The organism is Streptomyces sp. NPDC056231 (assembly GCF_048270745.1).
Taxonomy (GTDB): domain Bacteria; phylum Actinomycetota; class Actinomycetes; order Streptomycetales; family Streptomycetaceae; genus Streptomyces.
The window spans coordinates 1-21,590 of the sequence record NZ_JBLVKW010000062.1 but is presented as its reverse complement, the minus strand read 5'-3'; the positions used below and the strand labels follow the sequence as shown (position 1 = coordinate 21,590).

16 protein-coding genes and 5 pseudogenes are annotated in these 21,590 nt (G+C 67.9%); 9 read left to right on the top strand and 12 right to left on the bottom strand.

Translation table 11 applies throughout. The features are described 5' to 3' along the window. The first annotated feature begins 110 nt into the window (after positions 1 to 110). Together ACNPQM_RS32890 and katG are read left to right on the top strand one after the other, a co-directional pair. Positions 111 to 514: pseudogene (locus ACNPQM_RS32890) on the top strand (Fur family transcriptional regulator). Between the two features lie 33 nt (positions 515 to 547). Further along, positions 548 to 2,779: a catalase/peroxidase HPI gene (gene katG / locus ACNPQM_RS32885; RefSeq protein WP_418086820.1), complete on the top strand. Its 2,232-nt coding sequence runs from the start codon at positions 548 to 550 to the stop codon at positions 2,777 to 2,779. Between the two features lie 786 nt (positions 2,780 to 3,565). Here the strand turns inward: katG and ACNPQM_RS32880 are convergent. Further along, positions 3,566 to 4,054 carry a GNAT family N-acetyltransferase gene (locus tag ACNPQM_RS32880; RefSeq protein WP_418086819.1) on the bottom strand — a complete coding sequence of 163 codons (489 nt, stop codon included), beginning with the start codon at positions 4,052 to 4,054 and terminating at the stop codon, positions 3,566 to 3,568. Positions 4,055 to 4,272: 218 nt separating this feature from the next. Next, a pseudogene (tnpA, locus tag ACNPQM_RS32875) lies at positions 4,273 to 4,702 on the bottom strand (IS200/IS605 family transposase). A gap of 51 nt (positions 4,703 to 4,753) precedes the next feature. Between tnpA and ACNPQM_RS32870 the strand changes: the two are divergent. Next, a pseudogene (locus ACNPQM_RS32870) lies at positions 4,754 to 5,951 on the top strand (RNA-guided endonuclease InsQ/TnpB family protein). A 98-nt stretch (positions 5,952 to 6,049) separates the two neighbouring features. On the opposite strand, the gene ACNPQM_RS32865 reads toward ACNPQM_RS32870, so the two are convergent. Next, positions 6,050 to 8,242 carry a SpoIIE family protein phosphatase gene (locus ACNPQM_RS32865; RefSeq protein WP_418086818.1) on the bottom strand — a complete coding sequence of 731 codons (2,193 nt, stop codon included), beginning with the start codon at positions 8,240 to 8,242 and terminating at the stop codon, positions 6,050 to 6,052. A gap of 256 nt (positions 8,243 to 8,498) precedes the next feature. Between ACNPQM_RS32865 and ACNPQM_RS32860 the strand changes: the two genes are divergently transcribed. Then, positions 8,499 to 9,572, top strand: coding sequence for an enoyl-CoA hydratase/isomerase family protein (locus ACNPQM_RS32860; RefSeq protein WP_418086817.1), 1,074 nt, complete (start codon positions 8,499 to 8,501; stop codon positions 9,570 to 9,572). Between the two features lie 4 nt (positions 9,573 to 9,576). On the opposite strand, the pseudogene ACNPQM_RS32855 reads toward ACNPQM_RS32860, so the two are convergent. From ACNPQM_RS32855 to ACNPQM_RS32825, 7 genes and pseudogenes are all read right to left on the bottom strand, one after another. Further along, positions 9,577 to 9,750 (bottom strand): annotated as a pseudogene (locus tag ACNPQM_RS32855) (FGGY-family carbohydrate kinase); the annotation flags it as partial. 17 nt (positions 9,751 to 9,767) lie between these two features. Then, positions 9,768 to 10,172 carry a hypothetical protein gene (locus tag ACNPQM_RS32850; RefSeq protein WP_418086816.1) on the bottom strand — a complete coding sequence of 135 codons (405 nt, stop codon included), beginning with the start codon at positions 10,170 to 10,172 and terminating at the stop codon, positions 9,768 to 9,770. Positions 10,173 to 10,596: 424 nt separating this feature from the next. Further along, positions 10,597 to 10,824: a hypothetical protein gene (locus ACNPQM_RS32845; protein ID WP_358860937.1), complete on the bottom strand. Its 228-nt coding sequence runs from the start codon at positions 10,822 to 10,824 to the stop codon at positions 10,597 to 10,599. Positions 10,825 to 11,011: 187 nt separating this feature from the next. Continuing rightward, positions 11,012 to 12,511 (bottom strand): MFS transporter, encoded by a 1,500-nt coding sequence (locus tag ACNPQM_RS32840; RefSeq protein WP_418086815.1) that lies wholly within the window; start codon positions 12,509 to 12,511, stop codon positions 11,012 to 11,014. A 91-nt stretch (positions 12,512 to 12,602) separates the two neighbouring features. After that, complete coding sequence (locus ACNPQM_RS32835; protein ID WP_358860939.1) at positions 12,603 to 13,088, bottom strand: MarR family winged helix-turn-helix transcriptional regulator; 486 nt, start codon at positions 13,086 to 13,088, stop codon at positions 12,603 to 12,605. A 126-nt stretch (positions 13,089 to 13,214) separates the two neighbouring features. Then, entirely contained in the window at positions 13,215 to 13,676 is a 462-nt protein-coding gene (locus tag ACNPQM_RS32830) for a hypothetical protein (protein WP_418086814.1), read from the bottom strand. 139 nt (positions 13,677 to 13,815) lie between these two features. Next, positions 13,816 to 13,920 (bottom strand): annotated as a pseudogene (locus tag ACNPQM_RS32825) (hypothetical protein); the annotation flags it as partial. Between the two features lie 113 nt (positions 13,921 to 14,033). On the opposite strand from ACNPQM_RS32825, the gene ACNPQM_RS32820 reads away from it, so the two are divergent. Then, positions 14,034 to 15,383, top strand: coding sequence for a radical SAM protein (locus ACNPQM_RS32820; RefSeq protein WP_418086813.1), 1,350 nt, complete (start codon positions 14,034 to 14,036; stop codon positions 15,381 to 15,383). Positions 15,384 to 15,463: 80 nt separating this feature from the next. Here ACNPQM_RS32820 and ACNPQM_RS32815 read toward each other — a convergent pair whose 3' ends face one another. Beyond that, positions 15,464 to 16,159, bottom strand: a complete 696-nt coding sequence (locus tag ACNPQM_RS32815) for an NADPH-dependent F420 reductase (protein ID WP_418086812.1) — start codon at positions 16,157 to 16,159, stop codon at positions 15,464 to 15,466. 151 nt (positions 16,160 to 16,310) lie between these two features. Between ACNPQM_RS32815 and ACNPQM_RS32810 the strand changes: the two genes are divergently transcribed. Together ACNPQM_RS32810 and ACNPQM_RS32805 are read left to right on the top strand one after the other, a co-directional pair. After that, positions 16,311 to 16,862, top strand: a complete 552-nt coding sequence (locus ACNPQM_RS32810; protein WP_418086845.1) for a glycoside hydrolase family 25 protein — start codon at positions 16,311 to 16,313, stop codon at positions 16,860 to 16,862. Between the two features lie 134 nt (positions 16,863 to 16,996). Further along, on the top strand, positions 16,997 to 17,260 hold the full coding sequence (locus tag ACNPQM_RS32805) for a hypothetical protein (RefSeq protein WP_418086811.1): 264 nt from the start codon (positions 16,997 to 16,999) through the stop codon (positions 17,258 to 17,260). Positions 17,261 to 17,302: 42 nt separating this feature from the next. Here ACNPQM_RS32805 and ACNPQM_RS32800 read toward each other — a convergent pair whose 3' ends face one another. Next, on the bottom strand, positions 17,303 to 17,956 hold the full coding sequence (locus tag ACNPQM_RS32800; RefSeq protein WP_418086810.1) for an HD domain-containing protein: 654 nt from the start codon (positions 17,954 to 17,956) through the stop codon (positions 17,303 to 17,305). 417 nt (positions 17,957 to 18,373) lie between these two features. On the opposite strand from ACNPQM_RS32800, the gene ACNPQM_RS32795 reads away from it, so the two are divergent. Both ACNPQM_RS32795 and ACNPQM_RS32790 read left to right on the top strand, forming a co-directional pair. Continuing rightward, entirely contained in the window at positions 18,374 to 20,158 is a 1,785-nt protein-coding gene (locus tag ACNPQM_RS32795) for an MOSC domain-containing protein (RefSeq protein WP_418086809.1), read from the top strand. 252 nt (positions 20,159 to 20,410) lie between these two features. Beyond that, a complete protein-coding gene (locus tag ACNPQM_RS32790; RefSeq protein WP_418086808.1) occupies positions 20,411 to 21,376 on the top strand; it encodes an NADP-dependent oxidoreductase in 966 nt (321 codons plus the stop codon). The last annotated feature ends 214 nt before the right edge of the window (positions 21,377 to 21,590 follow it).

Here is a 21,590-nt window from a genome sequence, read left to right as displayed (position 1 = left end):
CGCTTCTTGACTGAGACTCTGTCCATCGTAGGATCGGTTTCGGCAATAGCCCAGGGACAGGAAGACTCCAGTACGGCAGGAGACAGAGTGACGGGACCACCGCCGAGGAGCTGTGCGGTGCCGGCCTGGGGGCGGTGACGGCCGCCCGGGGGCGCGCTGCTCGAGACCGTCCGGAACGGTGACCACCTCGGCATCGAGGCGATCGCCTCCCGGGCGCGCGACCGGTGGGCCCCATCTCCCTTGCAATCGTGTGTGAGGCCCTCCACGCGCTCACTACGGCGTGACTCGTACGCCGCGTCGAACCGGTCGGCAGTCCGGCCCGGTTCGAGCGACGCCTCGGGGACAACCAGCACCACATCGTGTACCTGTTGTGGGGTGTCGTCGCCGGTGTCGACCCGCGCGGTCGGTGAGGCGCCCCGCCTGCCCGTCTCCGACGACCACAGCTGCTCGATCAACGGGCCGAGGTCATCGCCGGAGCCTGTGCCCCGACTGTTCCACCGCCCGCAGTTCCTGAACACCGTGATCCGCCCAGTACGGAAGGATTCCCATGTCTGAGAACCACGATGCAATCGTCGTAGACGCGAAAGCGGAGGGCGGAGGTGGTTGCCCGATCGTGCACGGGCGTGCCCCGCACCCGACTCAGGGCGGCGGAAACCGCCAGTGGTGGCCGGAGCGGCTCAACTTGAAGGTCCTCGCCAAGAACCCGGCCGTGGCCAATCCCCTCGGGGAGGAGTTCGACTACGCCGAGGCGTTCAAGAGTCTCGAACTCCCTGCCGTGAAACGGGATATCGCAGAGGTACTGACAAATTCGCAGGACTGGTGGCCGGCCGACTTCGGTCACTACGGCCCGTTCATGATCCGGATGGCGTGGCACAGCGCGGGCACCTACCGGATCAGCGACGGCCGCGGCGGCGCCGGGGCCGGCCAGCAGCGCTTCGCCCCCCTCAACAGCTGGCCGGACAACGGGAACCTCGACAAGGCCCGCCGCCTGCTGTGGCCGGTCAAGAAGAAGTACGGCCAGAGCATCTCGTGGGCCGACCTCATGATCCTCGCCGGCAACGTCGCCCTGGAGTCGATGGGCTTCAAGACCTTCGGCTTCGGCGGCGGTCGTGCGGATGTGTGGGAGCCCGACGAGGACGTCTACTGGGGTCCCGAGACCACGTGGCTCGGCGATGAGCGCTACACCGGCGACCGAGAGCTGGAAAACCCCCTCGGCGCGGTCCAGATGGGCCTCATCTACGTCAACCCGGAGGGCCCGAACGGCAACCCGGACCCGCTTGCCGCGGCCCGCGACATCCGTGAGACGTTCCGCCGGATGGCGATGAACGACGAGGAGACGGTCGCCCTGATCGCGGGCGGTCACACCTTCGGCAAGACGCACGGTGCGGGCCCCGCGGACAACGTCGGCCCCGACCCCGAGGGCGCCTCGCTCGAGGAGCAGGGCCTCGGCTGGAGGAACTCGTATCGCACCGGAAAGGGCGGCGACACGATCACCAGCGGCCTTGAGGGGACGTGGACGAACACCCCGGTGACCTGGGACAACAGCTTCTTCGAGATCCTGTTCGGATACGAGTGGGAGCTGTTCCAGAGCCCCGCCGGTGCGCATCAGTGGAGGCCGAAGGACAGCGCCGGGGCAGGCACCGTCCCCGACGCCCACGACCCGTCGAAGAGCCACGCCCCGACGATGCTGACGACCGACCTCTCGCTCCGGTTCGACCCGGCCTACGAGCAGATCTCGCGACGCTTCCTCCAGAACCCCGACGAGTTCGCAGATGCCTTCGCCCGGGCGTGGTTCAAGCTGACCCACCGCGACATGGGCCCGACCGTGCGCTACCTCGGCCCGGAGGTCCCGGCCGAGACGCTGCTGTGGCAGGACCCTCTCCCCGCGGTGACGCACGAGCTCATCGACGCCGAGGACATCGCCGCCCTCAAGGGCCAGATCCTGGCCTCTGACCTGTCGGTGTCCCAGCTCGTGTCCACCGCGTGGGCGTCGGCCTCGTCCTTCCGTGGCAGCGACAAGCGGGGCGGCGCCAACGGCGCGCGCATCCGCCTCCAGCCGCAGAACGGGTGGGCGGGCAACGACCCCGACCAGCTGGCGGTGGTGCTGCGCACCCTGGAGGGGATCCAGGAGTCCTTCAACGCCGCCCGATCCGGCGGCAAGCAGGTTTCGCTCGCCGATGTGATCGTGCTGGCCGGTGGTGCGGCCGTCGAGCAGGCTGCCAAGGACGCCGGCTTCGACGTCGAGGTCCCCTTCACGCCGGGCCGCGTGGACGCGTCGCAGGAGCAGACCGACGTGGAGTCGTTCGCCGCGCTCGAGCCGACCGCCGACGGATTCCGCAACTACCTCGGCAAGGGCAACCGGCTGCCGGCTGAGTACCTGCTGATCGACCGGGCGAACCTGCTGACTCTGAGCGCCCCCGAGATGACCGTCCTCGTCGGTGGCCTCCGTGTCCTGGGCGCCAACTACCAGCAGTCGCCGCTCGGCGTCTTCACCACGACCCCCGGGTCTCTGACCAACGACTTCTTCGCCAATCTGCTCGACCTGGGCACGACGTGGAAGGCGACGTCCGAGGACGCGAACACATTCGAGGGTCGCGACGCCGCCACGGGCGAGGTCAAGTGGACCGGCAGCCGCGCCGACCTCGTCTTCGGGTCGAACTCCGAGCTGCGCGCGCTCGCGGAGGTCTACGCGGGCGACGACGCGAAGAGGAAGTTCGTGAACGACTTCGTCGCGGCGTGGGACAAGGTGATGAACCTCGACCGGTTCGACCTTGTCTGATCACGACGTCCAGGTGGGCCCGCGCAGGGTAGCCACCGGTACGGCCTCGATTGTCGCCCTGTTGTCCTGGTGCTCGGGCACAACAGCGAGGCGGCAACCGCTGTTGCTGCCATCGGCCGGTCGGTGACCGCAACTGAAGGTGCCCAGGCGGGCAAGTGCTACCGCCGACAGCCGGCGACGGGACGAGCTTCCGCCGGGCCGTGAGACGCCCCGGACCGAAGATCCGGGGCGTCTCACGTGCCCATGTGGAGCGGGCTCGGACAGCGACGGTGCACACGGTGTGGTCGATGTGTTCGGTGAAGGCGACCATCGGCAGCCCAAGGTTCAGTGCCTGCGCGGAGGAACGTTCCATCGAGCCCTCGGGGAGCCCCAGGACCACTCTCCGTGCACGTGGCTGTCTGAAGGCAAGGAACGCCGCGGACAACCTGCTTCAGCTGTCGGCACCCGCGTCGAAGTGCCCCGGATACACGCGCACACGTTCTCCGCGTCGTACACGGCAACAGCGCGGGGACCTGCCGACCAGTTGATCAACGGAGCAGGGGCGCCTACGGCCTTGAGGGTACGGTCGGCGCCGACAGGGCGAGGAATCGCGCCAGGGCGGTTGTGACGGGGTCGGCGTGGTCGGGCAGGTGCTGAGACACCCAGTCGGGCGCCACTGGAAGGAAGTTGGCCAGATCCTACTCGGCACCGTCGAGGAGATGACGCAGCTCGGTGCCCGCACCAGCCTGAACAGGGTGGCAGCAGCGTCCCGGAATGGTGAGGCACCAGGCCCTTCCCCGGTGCTTCTCACAGAGTGCGGTGCATGATGTGCAGCCCGACGTAGCCCTTCTTCGGGTGGCGGAAGCCCTCCGGCAGTGTGCCCAGTACCTCGAAGCCGAGTGCCCGGTACAGGTTCACCGCATGGGCGTTGGTCTCCACCACCGCGTTGAACTGCATCGCTTGGTAGCCCGCAGCACGCGCCCACTGCATCGTGTATTCGCACAGTGCGCGCCCCACGCCCTGCCCCGAGTGCGCCGGGTCAACCATGTAGCTGGCGCTCGCGATGTGCGATCCGTTGCCCATGTGGTTGCGGTTCATCTTTGCCGTGCCCAGGACCGTACCCGAGTCGTCCACCGCGACGACGGTCCGGTTGGGGGCTGGCAGGATCCACCAGTCACGGCCTTGGTCCTGGCCGAGATCCGTCGGATAGGTGAAGGTTTCACCTGCGGCGACGATGGTGTGGAAGAAGGGCCAGATGGCAGGCCAGTCCTCGGGCTTGGCTTCCCTGATCAACATGCAGTCAGGATGCCTGAACGGGAACGCGACCTCCAGCACTTTTCGTCCTGCAGATCAGGTACCGCCGTTGTGCGCCTCGTCGCCATTCAGCGATGAAACATGTGGAGGAACAATCCATCCCTGATCTTGCGTGGGTATCCCCGGCTTCAGCCGGGGAGTGAAACGCATCCTTGGTCCGGAGGCGCGAAGCGCCAAAGTTCGCTGCGCGTGGGGGATGGTCAGGCAGGTCGTTTCTGTTCTTCGATGTACTGGCGGATCATGGTCAGTGGTGCTCCGCCGCAGGATCCCGCGAAGTAGGAGCGGGACCAGAAGACCGGTCCCGTGCCGATGCGGTTGATTCGCCCGGTGTACTCCGCTCGCAGGTACCTGGAGCTGACGCCCTTGAGGCTGTTGATCGGCTTCGACAGGGCGACCTTCGGCGGGTAGTGCACCAGCAGGTGGACGTGGTCGGCTTCGCCGTTGAACTCCCGCAGCTGCGCCTCGAACGTGCCGCAGACCTCGCGCATGATCTCTTCGCACCGCTTCAGCATGTCGTCATCGAACCTGTCGCGCCGGTACTTGGTGACGAACACCAAGTGAGCATGAAGGTGGTTAGGTGACGTGGCGATTTGTGTGAATATCGGAGTTTTGTTCCCAGTTTCGTGACATATGCCAAGTGGATTATGATCTCCGCAGCGGGCCAGGGAGGGGGTGGGCCGGATGATTCGTGCGTACAAGTTCCTCATGCGGCCCACTGCGGGCCAGGCGATCGCGCTCGCCGAGATGCTGCGTGACCACTGCTCGCTCTACAACGGAGCGTTGCAGGAGCGCCGGGACGCCTACCGGCACGGCTCGAGGACGACGGTTCGGTACGGGCAGCAGTCCGCGCAGCTCAAGGAGATCCGGGCGTTCGACCTGGAGCGTCAGGGCCGTTGGTTGTTCTCTTCTCAGCAGGCGACGTTGCGGCGGCTGGACAAGGCGTTCGCGGCGTTCTTCCGGCGGGTGAAGGCCGGGGAGGCGCCGGGGTATCCACGTTTTCGTTCGGGCAAGCGGTTCGACACCGTGGACTTCCCGAAGGACGGCGACGGCTGCCGCTGGGACTCGACTCCGCATGATCCCGTCACCCGCGTCCGCATCCAGGGCGTCGGGCACGTCAAGGTGCCGGCACCGGCCGGTGGTCGGCAAGGTCAAGACGGTCAGCGTCAAGCGTGAAGGGCGGCGCTGGTTCGTCATCCTGACCGCCGAGCAGACCGCGCCTGAGCCGCTTCCCCGGACCGGTTCCGTGGTCGGCATCGACATGGGGATAACGAACTTCCTCGCCGATTCGGGCGGCGAGTTCGTGCCCAACCCCCGTCACGGGGCGAAGGCCGCCGCCAGGCTCGAAGCCGCGCAGCAGGCCCTCGCCCGGTGCAAGCGGGGCAGCAGGCGCCGTCGTAAGGCCGTGGAGACGGTGGCGCGGCTGCACCGCAAGGTCCGCCGTCAGCGCCTGGACCACGCGCACAAGAGCGCGTTGAACCTGGTGCGTGACCACGATTTCATCGCGCACGAAGCCTTAAGGATCCGCAACATGAGCGAGGCCCCGGCTCCGAAGCCGGACCCCGCCACGCCGGGCGGCTTCCTGCCCAACGGGGCCGCCGCGAAGGCCGGGCTGAACCGTTCGGTCGCTGATGCCGGATGGGGGGTGTTCCTGACGATCCTCACCGCCAAGGCAGAATGCGCCGGACGGGAAGTGATGGCCGTGGACCCCCGCAACACCTCCCGGCGGTGCCCTCGGTGCGGGCACACCGCCAAGGAGAACCGGCCCACCCAGGAGAAGTTCCACTGCGTCTCGTGCGGCCACCAGGCACACGCGGACACGGTGGGCGCCCTGAACGTTCTACGGGCCGGGCTGGTCCGTCGCGAAGCCCGACCGGCATAGCGAGAAGCCCCCACCATCAGGTGGGGGAGGAGTCACAAGACGCTCGAACTGCCGAAGCACGACCAGGCTATGACGTGCTCCCTCAACTCACAGCTTGCTCAACGTCGTTCCTCCGTCGGCTCGGGCGGATCCGGGATCTCCACAGGCCCCGCGGACTCATGGGCCTTCGCGGCAGCGACCAGGGGCGTGGTGGCGGGCGGTGCGGCAGGTCCGATCTCGCACCACACCGCCTTCCCCTCGCCGCGCGGCTCGACGCCCCAGCGAACGGCGACGGCGTCGAGGAGCAGCAGACCGCGTCCCGATGTCGCTGTCTCGCCGGGAGTCCGGCGCCTCGGCCAGGCACTGGAGCGGTCCTGCACCGAAAGCCGCACCCGGTGGACAGGTTCGGGAAGGACCTCCAACGTGAGCACAGCCCCGCCTTCGGTGTGCAGAAGCACATTCACCAGCAGCTCGCCGGTGACCAGTTCGGCATCGTCGGCGAGATCGGCCATGTTCCAGTCCTGCAGTGCCTGACGCACGATGGATCGGGCATCGGAGAGGCCCTCGGGATCCGCCTGGTGGATGTACTGGTGCAGGCGCGGCGCCCGCCGCGAACCCGGGTCCGGACTGCGCCGGAGGATCAGCAATGCCACATCGTCCTCCGCGTCCCAGTGCTCCCAGAGCCGGTCGGACAAATGGTCGGCCAGTGCCTGCGCACTCGCGGGCCCCGTGCTCACCTCGTGGATCAGTGCACGGACACCCGATTCGATATCGGCGCCCGGTTTCTCCACCAGACCATCGGTGTAAAGGACAAGGGTCTCGCCGGGCACCAGGTCGAGACGCGTCTCCGGGTACTCCTCGTTCCCGAAGTCCGTGGAGAGCCCGAGGGGCAGACCGCCCCGAATCTGCGGAGTGCCGACCCGGCCGTCCATGTGCCGGATCAGCGGACAGAAGTGCCCGGCGCGGACCACACGTACGGCACCCGAGGGGAGGTCGACCTGGGCGTATGTGCAGGTGGCGAAGCGGTCCGTGTCCAGTTCGGAGAGAAAGCGCGAGGCCCGGGCCAGCACCGTCTCCGGCGGGTGTCCCTCGCCCGCGTACGCGCGCAGGGCGATGCGCAGCTGGCCCATGATGGCGGCCGCATGGGTGTCATGTCCTTCCACGTCGCCCACGACGATGCCGAAGCGGTTCTTGGGCAGGGCGATCACGTCGTACCAGTCGCCGCCGACCTGCCGCCCGCTGCGTGCCGCGTGGTAGCGCACGGCGATCTCGCCGCCCTCGATCTCCTGGATCCGCCGGGGAAGCATCGCCGACTGCAGCCCGGTGGCGAACTCCCGCTCCTCGTCGAAGAGGGTCGCCCGCTGCAGTGACTGGGCCACGATCGCCGCGAGCCCCAGACACAGGTTGCGTTCGTCGGCGTTGAAGGCCGTCCGCTCGCAGTAGAAGAGCGCGAGACCGCCCAGTGATCGCGCCTGCGCGACCAGCGGAAGATAGGCGGCGGCGCGGAAGTTCAGCTGGTCCGTGTACGGCTCCAGGGCCGGATACCGCCGCAGGGGGCCGGCGATTGAAGTCATGAAACGGGGTCGACCGCTGAGGACCGTATCGGCCAGGGGGAACCGCGGGTCGAGGCTTCCGGACCCGATCTCGATGATGCTCTCCGGCGCGACCCCGCTCACCGCGATGACATTCATGGAGGTGTTCTCCACCAGACCGAGGGCGAGTCCGTCCGTGCCGAGCATGGCCAGACTGCTGGGGCCGGCGAGTGTGGCGGTCACGTCGTTCACGCTCACCGCACGCGACATCGCACTTGTTGTGCGCTCAACGATGCTGGTCTGCCGTTGGCGGCGTTTCTCCAGGTCCAGCACGAAGGCCGAATGGGTGACCTCCGCCGTCGCATCCCGCACGACCCCGATGACCCGGTGCGCCCGCCCGTCGTCCCTCCGCAGAATCCGCGCCTGGACATGTGTCCACTGGTGGGTGCCGTTCTCACGCGGAACCTGGAAATGGACGCTGTATGAACTGTGGCCACCCGTGATGGCCTCGTCGATCGCAAGTTCCAGCCGGGCCCGTTCCGCCGGGTCGAGCCGTGAAACCAGAATTTCCGGGTCGGGGGTGAACTCCTCCGGGTCCAGTCCGAAGACGAGCAGACCTGCCGCGTCGATGTCCAGTGACCGCGCATCCAGGTCCCACTCGAAGCTGCCCGTGCGATTCAGGGCAAGCCGCTCTTCCGTCCCGGTCTCGCCAATGTACGGCTGGTCGATCTGCGGGCGGGGCGTATCGTCGGAGTCCGGCTCCTGGTCGTGGTCGGTCATTCCTGCTCCGGAGGTCGTCCGGCGGGATTGGCGGACAGTACGGCCTGCAGGTGTGTCTGGTACGTGTCTCAATTGTCGAACCCGCCCCGGAGTGCTGCCACAGCGGACCCCGCTCCCAGCGGTCCGCCGAACTCGTTCCTGCGGGTCCTCGGTACCCCTGCTGCCTCGATCTGCGGACCGCCATCGCAGAATGAGCATCGGAAGATCGTCCGTGACCGGTGGACGATACAACCCAGGGCCTGACCGGAGCGCACTGATGAACAACGAAGATCCCGTCCTGCTGCACACCGAGGGCCGCACCCGGCACATCAGGCTCAACCGTCCACGCGCACTGAACGCGCTGACTCACACCATGGTGCTCCGCGTCGACGAAGCCCTCACCGGGGCAGAACACGACGACTCGGTGACCGCGGTGCTGATCAGTGGGGCGGGGGGGCGCGGCCTCTGCGCAGGCGGCGACATCCGCGCCGTCTATGAGGACGCCCGCGCGGGCGGCTCCGCATCGCTGGACTTCTGGCGTGACGAGTACCGGCTCAACGCCCGTATCGCCCGCTTCCCCAAGCCGTACGTCGCGCTCATGGACGGCATCGTGATGGGTGGCGGGGTGGGCATCTCGGCCCATGGAAGCGTCCGTGTCGTCACGGAACGCTCCCGCGTCGCCATGCCGGAGACCGGTATCGGCTTCGTACCCGACGTGGGCGGGACCCATCTTCTCGCCTCCGCACCCGGTGAACTCGGTACCCACCTGGCGCTCACCGGGGTCGCCGTCGGAGCGGCCGACGCCTTGCTGTGCGGGCTCGCGGACCATTTCGTATCGTCGCGGCACCTGCCGGAACTGACCCGGGAGCTGGCCGGGGCCGCCACGCCCGCCGACGTCACGGAGGTGGTGCGGCAGTACGTCACAGAGGCCCCGGTCGCCGAACTGGCCGCGCATCGGGACTGGATCGACGCCTGCTATGCGGCGGACTCGGTCGAGGAGATCGTCGAGCGGCTCCAGAACTGCGGAGTATCCGCCGCGAAGGAGACCGCCGAGACGATTCTGACCAAGTCGCCCACCGCACTCAAGGCAACCCTTGCCTCGGTGCGCAGCGCCCGGCTCCTCAACAGCTTGGAGGAGGTGCTCGATCAGGAGTTCCGCGTCTCCTGCACCGCCTTCACCCGGCCCGATCTGGTGGAAGGTGTGCGCGCCCAGATCATCGACAAGGACCGCACCCCGCAGTGGAGTCCGGCCCGGCTGAACCAGGTCACGACGGCTGACGTGGCAGCGTTCTTCACGCCCTTGGGTGGCCGCGAACTCGGACTCGCCTGTGAGGCCTCGGCCGCCGGCTGAGGCACGCGGTGACCCGGGCGCCGGCGATGACGGGCAGCCCGGTCGCATCCGCTGTCGATTGGCACAGCAGCTCTTTGCGGGAGCCGCCGCCGACCAGATGGATCCGGGTCGGTTCGCGGCCCGCCGGCTCTGCGGCACGCCGCAGCGTACGGCGATACGCCGGTGCCAGACTCCTTAAGGGCGTGAAACAATTCATCACGTGTGAGGGAGCTCGGGCGACCCCGCGTTCCGGCGAGCGGCCACCGCATCGAAGAGCTCCCAGCCGTCGAGTTGCTCGGTCGAGGAGGTGTCCGGGTGCCACCCGCCGGACACCGCCTCGTCGAGCAGGGCTCTGACGGTTCCGGGCTTGTGCAGGTTCAGCCAGCCGCCCTGCGTGGTGCCGACGGCTCCCGAGGGGAGAAAGCCGTCGGGGACCAGTCGGCCGGTGCCCTCCTGGAACACGATCAGGAGCCGCCCGCGTGCACGGTAGTGGCGGATCGTGAGGATCTCGCGGCAGTTGCGGTACGTGCCCTCCTCGACATCGTGGTCATGACCGACCGACCAGAGGAACGTCTCGTCGTTCACCACGAGACGCCGGGCGTTCCTGCTGCTTCGAACCATCGGCGGACCGCCGTCCTTGTCGTCGTGCCTGCGGTCAGAAGAACAGTCTGACCCTTGTCTCGCTCAGCAGGGGCTCACCGGTCCTGCGCCACGCGGCGCAGCGCCCTCCGCACCGCGAGGGGACCTCGCGGTGAACGCCTGCTCGCGGGTATCGGTCCAGGGCCACGAGAGGGTGCCCACCGCGACCCGGGCACCGACGAGATCACCACAGGGCGGGCGAGTGCGAGCGTCCGTGGAGCTGCAGTCATGACAGCCACCGTAGGGGCGGTGGCACCGCTGTGTCACCGGGATGCCCGCCGCGCTGCCCTGGCTTGTGCGAGGGCACCGACCGAGGCGGCCGCTTCCTTTCCCTCGGGAACGAACCGGCCGCCGCGGGCATCGCAGCCCAGGCTGCCATGCTGCGATATGCAGTGTTTGGTGCTGTTCAGCGACTGCTGCCGGACATGCTCGGCTGCAGGGTCCGCACGAGGTCGAAGAACCGGGCCTCATTTCCGCAGAGCCCTGCACGTTGCAGTGCACCGTCGGCCTCCGCCATCGGCGAGGCGAGCAGGGGCAGGTACAACGGCGCCTCGTCCGGGTCCGCGAGGGCGGCCCGAGTGGCCTCCAGCAGCCGGACGTACGCCTGGGCCGCGACGAGTTCGTCATTGCGCATCTCAGCATCTCCTGGTCAGAGGTGTCGGACCATCAAGCATCTCTCATGGGTCTGACATTGATACTCGTAGCCGGGTTCCGGTGGCCGTGGCACTGGGGCTGACTGACGTCCTGCTGGGCTGTCCTGCGATTGGCTCGTCCGGCTGCCGTGGACTCCCACGGGCGCGCAATCCACGTCGGTGGGACGTTCAGGGGCGTCGATTGCTGCCCGGTGGCTCCGCATGGAGATGGCTCGGCCGCACCGGGCGCAGCACCATGAACGCGACCGCGAATGCGGCGACCAGGAGGCCCGCGCCTACGGCGAAGGCCAGGTGGTAGCCGCCCGTCAGTGCCCTGGCCCGGTTCTCTCCGTTTGTGAGCAGTCCCTGGGTGCGGGAGGCCGCCAGCGTGGACAGCAGGGCGACGCCCACTGCCATACCGATCTGCTGGGTGGTGTTGAACAGCCCGGACGCGAGCCCGGCGTCATCGGCCTTCGCATCGGACATGCCGAGTGTGGTCAGCGCCGGGAGGGCGAGGCCGAAACCGGCCCCGAGCAGCATCACTGGGAGCAGATCGGTGAGGTAATGCGCGTGCACAGGCACGCGAGCGAGCAGTCCGAGGACCCCGACCAGCATGACGAGCCCGCTCAGCAGGACGCGGCGTTCACCGAAGCGCGCATTGAGGCGGGCCGAGACCCCCAGGGACACGGCGCCGATCGCCACGGCTGCCGGAAGCATCGCGAGTCCGGTCCGTGCGGAGCCGTAACCGAGGACCTTCTGCAGGTACAGGGCGACCAGGATCTGGAATGAGAACAGCGCCGCGACCATGAGCAGTTGGACCAGGTTGGCCCCCGCGACGGTACGCGATCGCAGGATGCGCAGCGGCATGAGCGGGGTTCCAGCGGTGGCCTGGCGGGCGACGAATGCGCCGAGCAGGACGGCGGCGAGGGCGCCCAGCCCGAGCGTGCGCGCGGAGGTCCAGCCGTACTCCTCGACCTTGACGACTGTGTAGATGCCCGTCATCAGCCCTGTGGTGACCAGGAGCGCGCCGGTGACGTCTGCGCCGGCCCGGAGTCCGAGACCGCGGTCGGCGGGCAGGACTGGCATGGCGACCGCGAGCGCCGCGAGGCCGATCGGCAGGTTGATGAAGAAGATCCAGTGCCAACTGAGCGCATCGGTGAGGACGCCGCCGAGCACCTGGCCGATCGACGCCCCGGCCGCACCGGTGAAGCTGAACACGGCTATCGCCCGGGCGCGTTCGCGGGGCTCGGTGAAGAGCGTCACGAGGATGCCCAGGCCGACTGCGGACGCCATGGCGCTGCCGACGCCCTGCAGGAACCGGGCGGCGATCAGTGTCGCGGGCGTGGTGGCCACGCCCGCCAGCAGCGACGCGGCGGTGAACAGCGCGGTGCCGGCAAGGAACATGCTCTTGCGGCCGAGCAGGTCGCCGAGCCTGCCTGCGAGAAGCAGCAGGCTGCCGAATGCGATCAGATAGGCGTTGACGACCCAGCTCAACCCGGCGGGTGTGAACCCCAGGTCGTTCTGGATGGTCGGCATGGCCACGGTCACGATGGAGCCGTCGAGGACGATCATCAGCATGCCGGTGGCGATCACTCCGAGGGCCAGCCGACGGGAGCGGGCCGTGGGAGCGGGGGTCGCGGACGGCGCCGGCCGGTCAGCGGCTGCGGGAGAAGCAGAAGGAGCGGACATGCGTTCTCTCCTGTCGAATGAGGTGACAGGAGAGACATTAGCGGATGGTTTTGTTGCAGACTATTTCTTTCAGTTCTATCTCTGTGGTCCGTTACCCACGCTGGCGTGCACGCCGGACCGTCTGTGGACTCTCGGACGGGGTCGCCAGGTGACCATCGACCAGGTGTTTCAGTGCGCGCAGCAGCACGTCACGCTCGTCCTGGGGGAGGGCGGTGAGTGCCCGCTCGTGCACACCGTCGACGATCTGCTGGCTCTGCTCGGCGACCTTGGCGCCCTTCTCGGTCACGGCGATGATCCGGGCCCGACGGTCCTTGCTGGAGGGGCGGCGCTCGGCGAGACCGGCCTCCTCCAGGGCGTCGACCGTCACGACCATCGTGGTCTTGTCCATGTCGCCGATCTCGGCGAGCTGGATCTGGGTCCGCTCCTCCTCCAGCGCGTGGACCAGCACGCAGTGCATGCGCGCCGTGAGTCCGATCTCGGCAAGCGCTGCCGACATCTGAGTCCGCAGGACATGACTGGTGTGGTCCAACAGGAAGGAGAGGTCCGGTTCGGTGCGGGTGGGTGCCATGGCAGTCATGTCTGTCAGGGTAACCGTGATTCGATCCGTGGCGGATTATCCGGAAGTCGACCTATATGGCGTCGCCCGGGTGGCGGTGAACAGAGGAGAGCCGGTACCCGAACAGCGACAGGCGCGGGTGACATTTCAGGGCTCGACCTCCAGGAACCGCCGGCGTCGCGGCCCGCGGTACAGCAGCGCCGTCCAGCCCAGTTGCCCCAGCGATGTCGCGCACCGGGTCAGTTCCGCCTCCTCCTCGTGCGCAGCCCCGCTGCCGGGCGGACCGAGCCACTCCACCCGTACGGTGCCGGGTGTCTCGCCCTCCTGTACGCGGTACCCGGAAGCGACCCGCTGCCCGGACGCATCAACGGCCGACGCGGGCACGCCGGCCGCCTCCAGCGCCAGCGCGACCGCCCGCACCATCCGACGGAGCTCCCACTGAGCCGGTACGCCCTCCGGGTCCGCCCGCCCGGTGTTTGTCAGCCGCCGGATCTGCAGCAGCCCCTCCCACGCCGTCCGCACCGACACGGCACGCTTCTCCGTCGGCCCCGGGGCCAAAGGGCCGTCCCCAGTGGCCGGTTCGAAACCGGTGTCGTGCTCGCTGCCCATCCGCTCCCCTTTGCCCGTCTCGCACTTCTGCCAGTGTGCCGCGCCCCACTGACAGGGGCCCCGAACCACCCTTCCGACCGGCGACGACCCCCAGGAGCGACACCGAAACGCCCGGCCGGGCGCCGAGAACTTTTCCGGGATTCAGGATCCCCCGCGGAGCCGGCGCCGCCTCCACCGCATGGTGCATGCCGAGCACCGTGGGTCCCAGCTCCTTGTTCATGCCGCGCATCTGCAGCAGTCCCACCCCGTGCTCGAAGGGATGGGGACGGGCGTCGCGAACGGATCACGTCCGTGGTTCGTTGCAAGGTGTGGCGTACCCGGAAGAACATTCGACGACCGGACCGAGGAGTCCCGTACATGCCCAGCCGTACCGACACCGGCCACAGCGACCCCAGCCGTACCCACCTGATCGAGCGGCTCATGGAACGGTTCCCGCACGTGCCGCGGGAAGCCGTCATCAAGGAGGACCTGCTCCGCGGCGGCGTGGCGTTCGATGAGTCCGCGCTCAGTGACAACGAGGACGGTGACGTCAAGCCGAAGTCGTACTTCATCTTCTCCTTCGACCACGGCACCCTGCCGGAACTGGGTGCGGCAGCCCTGCGACGCCCGCCGGAGGAGATCGTGCTCACCGGAGGCCCGTACGAGCTGCGCCGCACGGTAGTTTCGGTCCGGGTGAACCCGGCGTCGCCCTACCGCGTCGCGGCCGACGAGGACGGCGTCCTGGGGCTGTACCTGGACGGCAGGCGGATCTCGGACGTGGGCCTGCCGCCGATGCCGGATTATTACCGCCACACGCTTGCCAACGGCAAGTCGGTGATGGAGGTCGCGCCCACCATCCAGTGGGGCTACCTCGTCTATCTGACGGTCTTCCGCGTCTGCCAGTACTTCGGTGCCAAGGAGGAGTGCCAGTACTGCGACATCAACCACAACTGGCGCCAGCACAAGGCGGCGGGACGTCCCTACACCGGGGTCAAGCCGGTCGAGGAGGTGCTGGAAGCACTTGCCATCATCGACCGCTACGACACCGCGAAGACCTCAACCGCCTACACCCTGACCGGCGGCGCCATCACCTCCCACATCGGGGGGCGCGACGAAGCCGACTTCTACGGGCAGTACGCCAAGGCGATCGAGGACGCCTTTCCCGGCCGTTGGATCGGCAAGGTCGTCGCGCAGGCACTGCCGAAAGCCGATGTCCAGCGCTTCCACGACTACGGCGTCCAGATCTACCACCCCAACTACGAAGTGTGGGACCGGCGGCTGTTCGAGCTGTACTGCCCCGGCAAGGAGCGCTACGTGGGCCGCGACGAGTGGCACCGCCGGATCCTGGACTCCGCTGAGGTCTTCGGCGCCCGCAACGTCATTCCCAACTTCGTGGCGGGCGTGGAGATGGCCGAGCCATTCGGCTTCACGACCGTTGACGAGGCCATCGACTCGACCACCGAGGGCCTGCGGTTCTTCATGTCGCACGGCATCACCCCGCGCTTCACGACATGGTGCCCGGAGCCCACCACGCCGCTGGGAAAGACCAACCCGGACGGCGCGCCACTGGATTACCACATCCGGCTGCTGGACGCGTACCGCTCGACGATGGAGGAGTACGGGCTCAGCTCGCCGCCCGGTTACGGTCCGCCCGGACCCGGTCGCGCCGTGTTCTCCGTCAGCTCGTTCATGGACAGCCTCCCGGCCGCACCGGACGACGCGCGGTAGTGAGCCGTCGGACAACGCCCGTGCGTCGGCCGTGAGTTCACTTACAACCTCGGCGAAGCCCCGCACCAGGGCGTTGTCCGTCAGGCGCGCCACTCCGCCGTACGCTCCGGGGACGCCTCGGCCAGCGCCTTCGCGATGGTCTCGGCATCGCCCTGGTTGCCGTAGACGGGCGTGCCGGGCTGCTGGCGCCACGACTCGTCCAGGCTGCCCGCGTCCACCGTGTCGAAGCCCAGCTCGTCGATGAGGTCCCGCACGGTCTGTTTGGCGGCCGCGTCGTCACCGGCGACCGGCAGGGCCTGACGGCCGGGGCTGCCCTTCGGGAGCGGCTTGGAGAGGATGTCCTCCGCGTACGTCCCGTTGAATGCCTTGATGACCGGGTGACCGATCTGCTCCTCGGTCCACCTGCTCTCCGGCAGGCCGTTCTCGATGGCGGCGATACGGCCATCGCGCTGCTGCGGGTAATAGTTGCCGGTGTCGATGACGACCACACCCTCCGCCGCCCCGTCGAGGAACCCCGCGGGCAGGCCGGGGACGGCCTTGACCGGGATGGTGACGACGACGACGCGCGCCCCTTGCGCCGCCTCTGCCACGGTGACCGGGGTGGCTCCGGTCTCCTCGGCGAGCGCCGTGAGCGTCTGAGGGCCACGGGAATTGGCGACGGACACCTCGTGACCGAGCGCGGTGAGACGCCGGGTCAGGTTGCCGCCGATGTTGCCTGCTCCGATGATGCCGATCTTCATTGATCCGACCTTCCGATGGTGCCTGCGAAGTGCCATGCCGTCTTGTCGTTTCACCAACTCGCTGATGCGGAGACCTATTCCGGGTGGCCGGAAGAACGTTCCCCTGGGGAGGGACGGATGGGAACCGGTGGCTGCGGGCACGTACAGAGAGAAACGGAACCACGGAGCCCACTTGAAGGCGGTGCCCATGCTGCACGGCGTCGATGTCAGCTCGTATCAGCCGTCCTTCGACACGGACGGAATCGACTTCGTTTTCATCAAGGCCACCGAGGGCCGTTCGTACGTCAATCCACACCTGTCCGCACAGGTCAAGCGAGCCAGGGACGCAGAATGCGTGGTCGGCTTCTATCACTTCCTGTGGCCGGGAAACCTCACCGCGCAGGCAGAGTACTTCGTGAGCAAGGCCTCGGAGAAGGCAGGCGATCTGCTCGCCGTGGACTGGGAAGTGACCGGTGACGGAACGCGGGCGAGCGATGCCGAGAAGGACCGCTTCATCCGCGAGGTCAAGCGCCTGAGGCCGCACCACCGGGTCCTGCTCTACTGCAACCGGCACTTCTGGCTGAACTACGACACCACGTCGTATGCCGGTGACGGTCTGTGGATCGCAGACTTCGTGACCGCCGGACATCCCCGTATCGAGGCGCCCTGGCGCATCCATCAGTACGCCGACCACCCGCTCGACAAGGACCTGGCCGCCTTCGCCTCACGCAGCGCTATGCGCACCTGGGCGCGACCATGACCGCTGGCTGTCTGGTCGGCGGTGCAGCTGGAAGACCTGTCGAGGCGCGTCTACGTACACATCAACCATCAAGAGGACGGACAACGGCTAAGTCGCTGACCGAATCCAGGGTTCGGGTGCGGCAGACTTCTCCGGTGACCTCAGCAGCTCAACCACCCCGCGACCGTGCGCTCGGGCGCGGCACCATCCTCATTCCGCAGGCTTCGACGGCGACCCCGGCGGAGCAGGCGGCCGCGGTACTGGCCGGAATGCGGAGCGTTCCGGTGCGCATCGGGGTCCTCCAGGCGGCCGTTGTGCTCCTGGAGGAGCGTGTGCGTGCGACAGAGGACGACACGGAGCGTCGGGCGGCGGCGACGACCGTGGCCATGCTCCGCGGTGCGATCGCCCAAGCGGGCTGAACGGCCGCCGCGGCCAGTCCGGTGCCGATCGGATGCGCCCGCTCACTCCGGCCATGGGGAGTCGAGGATCGTACGGACGAAATCCCCGCGCTCGAAACCGGGCACATAGTGCTGCAGCACATCGGCCTTCACATTGCCGAAGGTCGTCTCCGGTTTTGGCCGGATCCCGTCGGTGAATGCAGCGAGAATGCGCCGCTTGAATTCCGGCCGGGGATGCAGGGCGACAATCTCTGCCCGGTTGGCCTCCGAGATCTCCTCGTAGCCGATACCGAGGACGTCGCATTCGACCCCGGCCGTTACCAGAGCTACTTCCGGCTCCATGAACTGCGGGATACCAGGCGTCGTATGCAGCGCAATGGCGGTCCACACGCGCCGGATGCTGTCCTCCGGCACATGGTGCGACTGGAGGAATCGCCGGGCCTCGTCCGCGCTGTCCACCTCGAACCGCCGGCCGCTCCCGTGGAAGCGCTCGCCGAGCCCGAGGTCGTGGAAGAGAGCGCCGATGTAGAGGAGTTCGGGATCGAAGCTCAGACCGCGACGGCGTCCCTGCAGGGCACCGAACCAGAACACGCGCCGTGAGTGGTGGTAGATGAGCTCGCTCGTGGTGTCCCGGACCAACTGGTCCGCTTCCCGCGCGATTCCGGTGTCGGGCGCACGGATACCGGCCACGGAGGACGGCGCGATGGTCACTGTCATTCACCTGCGCTTTCTTGTGAGTGGACAGCCGTTGGCTTCACCTTCCGTGTTCGCCGGTGGAGCGGCAACCCGGGCAGCGTGGCGTGACCACGCCGAGGACCTGGGGGAGACCCCTGATGCCAGGGCGTTGGCATGGACTTGGTAGGAGTCGACCTCGCTGCGGCCTCCGCCGCCGACAGGATGGTTTTCGGACGTCCGTCCTGGAGGGCCCGATGAATCCGGACCCTGGCGACTGCTGCGCCACTGCCAGTGCGGTGCCACCTTCGTCTCCGGTCCGCCCCTGAGCAGTACGGACCTGTGCTGATAAGGAGACCCCTGCGCAGGGCACTGCGTCACGTGTCCTGCACGTGCCATCGACAGTTGGCGTATTAGCGTGGCAGTGATGGGGGCGGTCCGTTCGACCAGGGAGATGCACGGATGGCCACGCTCGTCGCGGTGAATGTCGGGATGCCCCGGGATGTTCCCTGGAAGGGCCGAGAGACGCATACGGGTGTATGGAAGCACCCGGTCACGGGCCCGCGGATGGTCAGGAAGCTGAACATCGACGGAGACGGCCAGGGCGACCTCACCGGTCACGGCGGGCCGTACCGGGCGGTGCTGGTGTACCAGGTGGACTCCTATCGGTACTGGCAGGAGCACCTGCACCGCAACGATTTCACTCACGGCCAGTTCGGTGAGAACTTCACCGTGGACGGACTGCCCGACGACGAGGTGTGCATCGGCGACCGGTACCGCATCGGCGAGGCGTTGTTCGAAGTCACGCAGCCCCGGGTGACGTGCTATCGCGTGGGTCTTCGCATGGACGAACCGCAGATGCCCGCCCTGCTGGTCGCCCATGGACGCCCCGGCTTCTATCTGAAGGTGCTGGCCGAGGGGGTCGTCCAGGCCGGAGACGAGATCGTCAAAGTCTCCACGGGGCCGGAAGCCATGACCGTCGCGGAGGTCGACGCCGTCCTCTACAGACCCGGGCGTTCGCGCTACCAGGTGGAGCGGGCGCTCCGCATTCCCGCTCTCAGCCCTGGCTGGAAGACGTCCATGCAGTCGCTCCTGGACGACTACGACTCGAAGGGCTGGTCAACAGGCAGTACGGGAGGCAATACGGGCCTGACTGCCGCCGCGAGCAGCCCGCCGCCGGCCTGGCCGGGCTTCCGCCCCCTGGCGGTCACGCGCATCGCCCCCGAAAGCAGGAGTATCTTTTCCCTCACCCTCTCCGCCACCGACGGCAGTCGGCTTCCACCAGCGCTGCCAGGCCAGTTCGTCACCGTCAGGATGCGTCCCGACCCGCAGGGCGCACCGGTTATTCGCAGCTACTCCCTGTCCGGGCGCCCGGGGGGCGCTGACTACCGGATCAGCGTCAAGCAAGAACCCCATGGCGTGGGCAGCAGCTACTTGCATCAACACGTCGTGGTCGACGACGTCCTCGAGGTGGCTGCTCCGCGAGGCACCTTCACCCTCGACAACAACGAGGCACCCATCGTGCTGATCTCCGCCGGCGTCGGTGCCACCCCGGTGCTCGCCATGCTCCATGCACTGGCCGACAACCGTGATCCCCGCGCGGTGTGGTGGGTGCACGGAGCCCGGGACGGCGCCGAGCACCCTTTCGCCGACGAGGTGCGCACCCTGATGTCACGCCTGCCGTCCGGCCGACGGCATGTCTCGTACAGCCGCCCACGCGACGACGACCGTCTCAGCGACGACTACTCCTCCACCGGTCGGCTCACCGCCCAGATTCTGGAGAGCCTTGGAATCCCGGAGGACGCCAACGCCTACATCTGCGGTCCGGCGGCATTCATGGACGACATGACACAAGCACTGGTGAGCTGCGGCCTGGCCCCTGGGCGGATCCACACAGAGACCTTTGGATCCGTGACCGCGATGACGCCCGGAGTGGTTCCGACCGATGCACCGGCTCCCCATCTGCCCACCCATCCGCCTGGACCGGGTACCGGCCCCTCAGTCACTTTCGCCCGCAGCAGCCTGACCGTTCCCTGGGACCCCGGCTACGGCACACTCCTGGAACTCGCCGAGGCATGCGATGTCCCAGTGCGGTGGTCGTGCCGTACCGGTGTCTGTCACACCTGCGAGACGGCAGTCGTCTCCGGCGGTGTCGACTACTCTCCTGATCCCATCGACCTGCCGGCCGAGGGCAACGCGCTCATCTGCTGCTCACAACCACCCGCGGATCTCATCCTCGATCTGTGACTGCCTCCGCGCCGAACAGCAGATGATCAGCTGACCAACGGCTCTCTGAACACGAGACAGGTCGGCATGTCAGTGATTCGCTTGCCGGGAGAGGCACTGGGTGGTGCCGCGATGCGCCAACGATCGATGCTGCATTTCAGCTACGAAGCCAGGCGTCCGGTGCGGGCCTGATGAGGAGCGAGCTGCCGTCCAAGGAGTGATCGGGCCGGTATGACCGACTGAGGTCGGTCCGATCACGGGAGTGATCTCCTCATGACCAGTACGATGCACGCCGTCCGGGCCCACCGGCGGGGCGGCCCGGAACAATTCGTCTACGAGTCGGCCCCATGCCCCGAACCGGCCACCGGCGAAGTGCTCGTCGCGGTGCACGCCGCCTCCATCACCGCCGGCGAACTCGAATGGGACGCCAGCTGGACCGACAGCATTGACGGGACGGGGCGCGACCGAACGCCGACCATTCCCTCGCACGAGGTCTCCGGCGTTGTGGCCGAAGTCGGCGCCGGGGTGACCGATCTCGCTGTCGGCGACGAGGTCTACGGGCTGATCCCGTTCACCCGCGACGGTGCGGCAGCCGAGTACGTTGCCGTTCCCGCAAGCGTGCTCGCCGCGAAGCCGTCCCAGGTGGACCACGACCACACGGCCGCTGTACCGCTCGCAGCCCTCACCGCATGGCAGGCATTGGTCGACCATGCCGAGCTGCAACCGGGACAGCACGTCCTGGTTCACGGCGGCGCCGGCGGCGTGGGCACCTTCGCCGTGCAGATCGCTACGGCGCTGGGCGGGCGCGTGACGGCCACCGTTTCCTCGCGTGACATTGACTTCGTCACCGCGCTCGGCGCGCAGCGGGTCATCGACTACCGGGCTGAACGGTTCGAGGGCCTGGTACGGGACGCGGACGTGGTGCTCGACCTGGTGGGCGGAGAGACGCAGGACCGCTCCTGGGCGACGCTGCGGCCCGGCGGAACCCTCATCAGCGTCGTGCGGCCCCCGGACCCCGAGAAGGCCGCCGTCCATGAAGTCCGAGCCCTGTTCTTCATCGTCGAACCCGACCGGGCCGGTCTGGTGGCCATCGCAGAACTGATTGACGAGGGCCGTCTGACGCCGGTGGTGGACCGCGTGATGCCACTCACCGAGACCAGCGCGGCCTACGAGGTACTTGTGACCGAGCATCCGCGCGGCAAGGTCGTCCTCCATGTGGACGGTAACCGGAGCCCCTAAGGGCTGTCGTCGAACTGCCGTCTGCCGCATGGCGTCTGGCACGCACGTCGGCAGCGTGTGATCGCACACCGGATACGGCGTGGCCGCCCTTCGAGCGACGACGGCCGTTCGACGACACGCCCTAGAAGATTCATGAAGATCTTGGGGTTCTGGCCCCGCCGCGTGAGCGGCGGGGCCAGACTCGTTTTCGTGGTGATGGGGGAATGGGTCGGGG

Bases quoted from the DNA above. Each gene is read 5' to 3' on its own strand.
- ACNPQM_RS32840 (WP_418086815.1), bottom strand. From the start codon at position 12,511: ATGTCCGCTCCTTCTGCTTCTCCCGCAGCCGCTGACCGGCCGGCGCCG.
- ACNPQM_RS32850 (WP_418086816.1), bottom strand. From the start codon at position 10,172: ATGGTTCGAAGCAGCAGGAACGCCCGGCGTCTCGTGGTGAACGACGAG.
- ACNPQM_RS32865 (WP_418086818.1), bottom strand. From the start codon at position 8,242: ATGACCGACCACGACCAGGAGCCGGACTCCGACGATACGCCCCGCCCG.
- ACNPQM_RS32880 (WP_418086819.1), bottom strand. From the start codon at position 4,054: ATGTTGATCAGGGAAGCCAAGCCCGAGGACTGGCCTGCCATCTGGCCC.
- ACNPQM_RS32830 (WP_418086814.1), bottom strand. From the start codon at position 13,676: ATGGGCAGCGAGCACGACACCGGTTTCGAACCGGCCACTGGGGACGGC.
- ACNPQM_RS32815 (WP_418086812.1), bottom strand. From the start codon at position 16,159: ATGGCACTTCGCAGGCACCATCGGAAGGTCGGATCAATGAAGATCGGC.
- ACNPQM_RS32820 (WP_418086813.1), top strand. From the start codon at position 14,034: ATGCCCAGCCGTACCGACACCGGCCACAGCGACCCCAGCCGTACCCAC.
- ACNPQM_RS32810 (WP_418086845.1), top strand. From the start codon at position 16,311: ATGCTGCACGGCGTCGATGTCAGCTCGTATCAGCCGTCCTTCGACACG.
- ACNPQM_RS32790 (WP_418086808.1), top strand. From the start codon at position 20,411: ATGACCAGTACGATGCACGCCGTCCGGGCCCACCGGCGGGGCGGCCCG.
- ACNPQM_RS32835 (WP_358860939.1), bottom strand. From the start codon at position 13,088: ATGACTGCCATGGCACCCACCCGCACCGAACCGGACCTCTCCTTCCTG.
- ACNPQM_RS32860 (WP_418086817.1), top strand. From the start codon at position 8,499: ATGAACAACGAAGATCCCGTCCTGCTGCACACCGAGGGCCGCACCCGG.
- katG (WP_418086820.1), top strand. From the start codon at position 548: ATGTCTGAGAACCACGATGCAATCGTCGTAGACGCGAAAGCGGAGGGC.
- ACNPQM_RS32795 (WP_418086809.1), top strand. From the start codon at position 18,374: ATGGCCACGCTCGTCGCGGTGAATGTCGGGATGCCCCGGGATGTTCCC.
- ACNPQM_RS32800 (WP_418086810.1), bottom strand. From the start codon at position 17,956: ATGACAGTGACCATCGCGCCGTCCTCCGTGGCCGGTATCCGTGCGCCC.
- ACNPQM_RS32845 (WP_358860937.1), bottom strand. From the start codon at position 10,824: ATGCGCAATGACGAACTCGTCGCGGCCCAGGCGTACGTCCGGCTGCTG.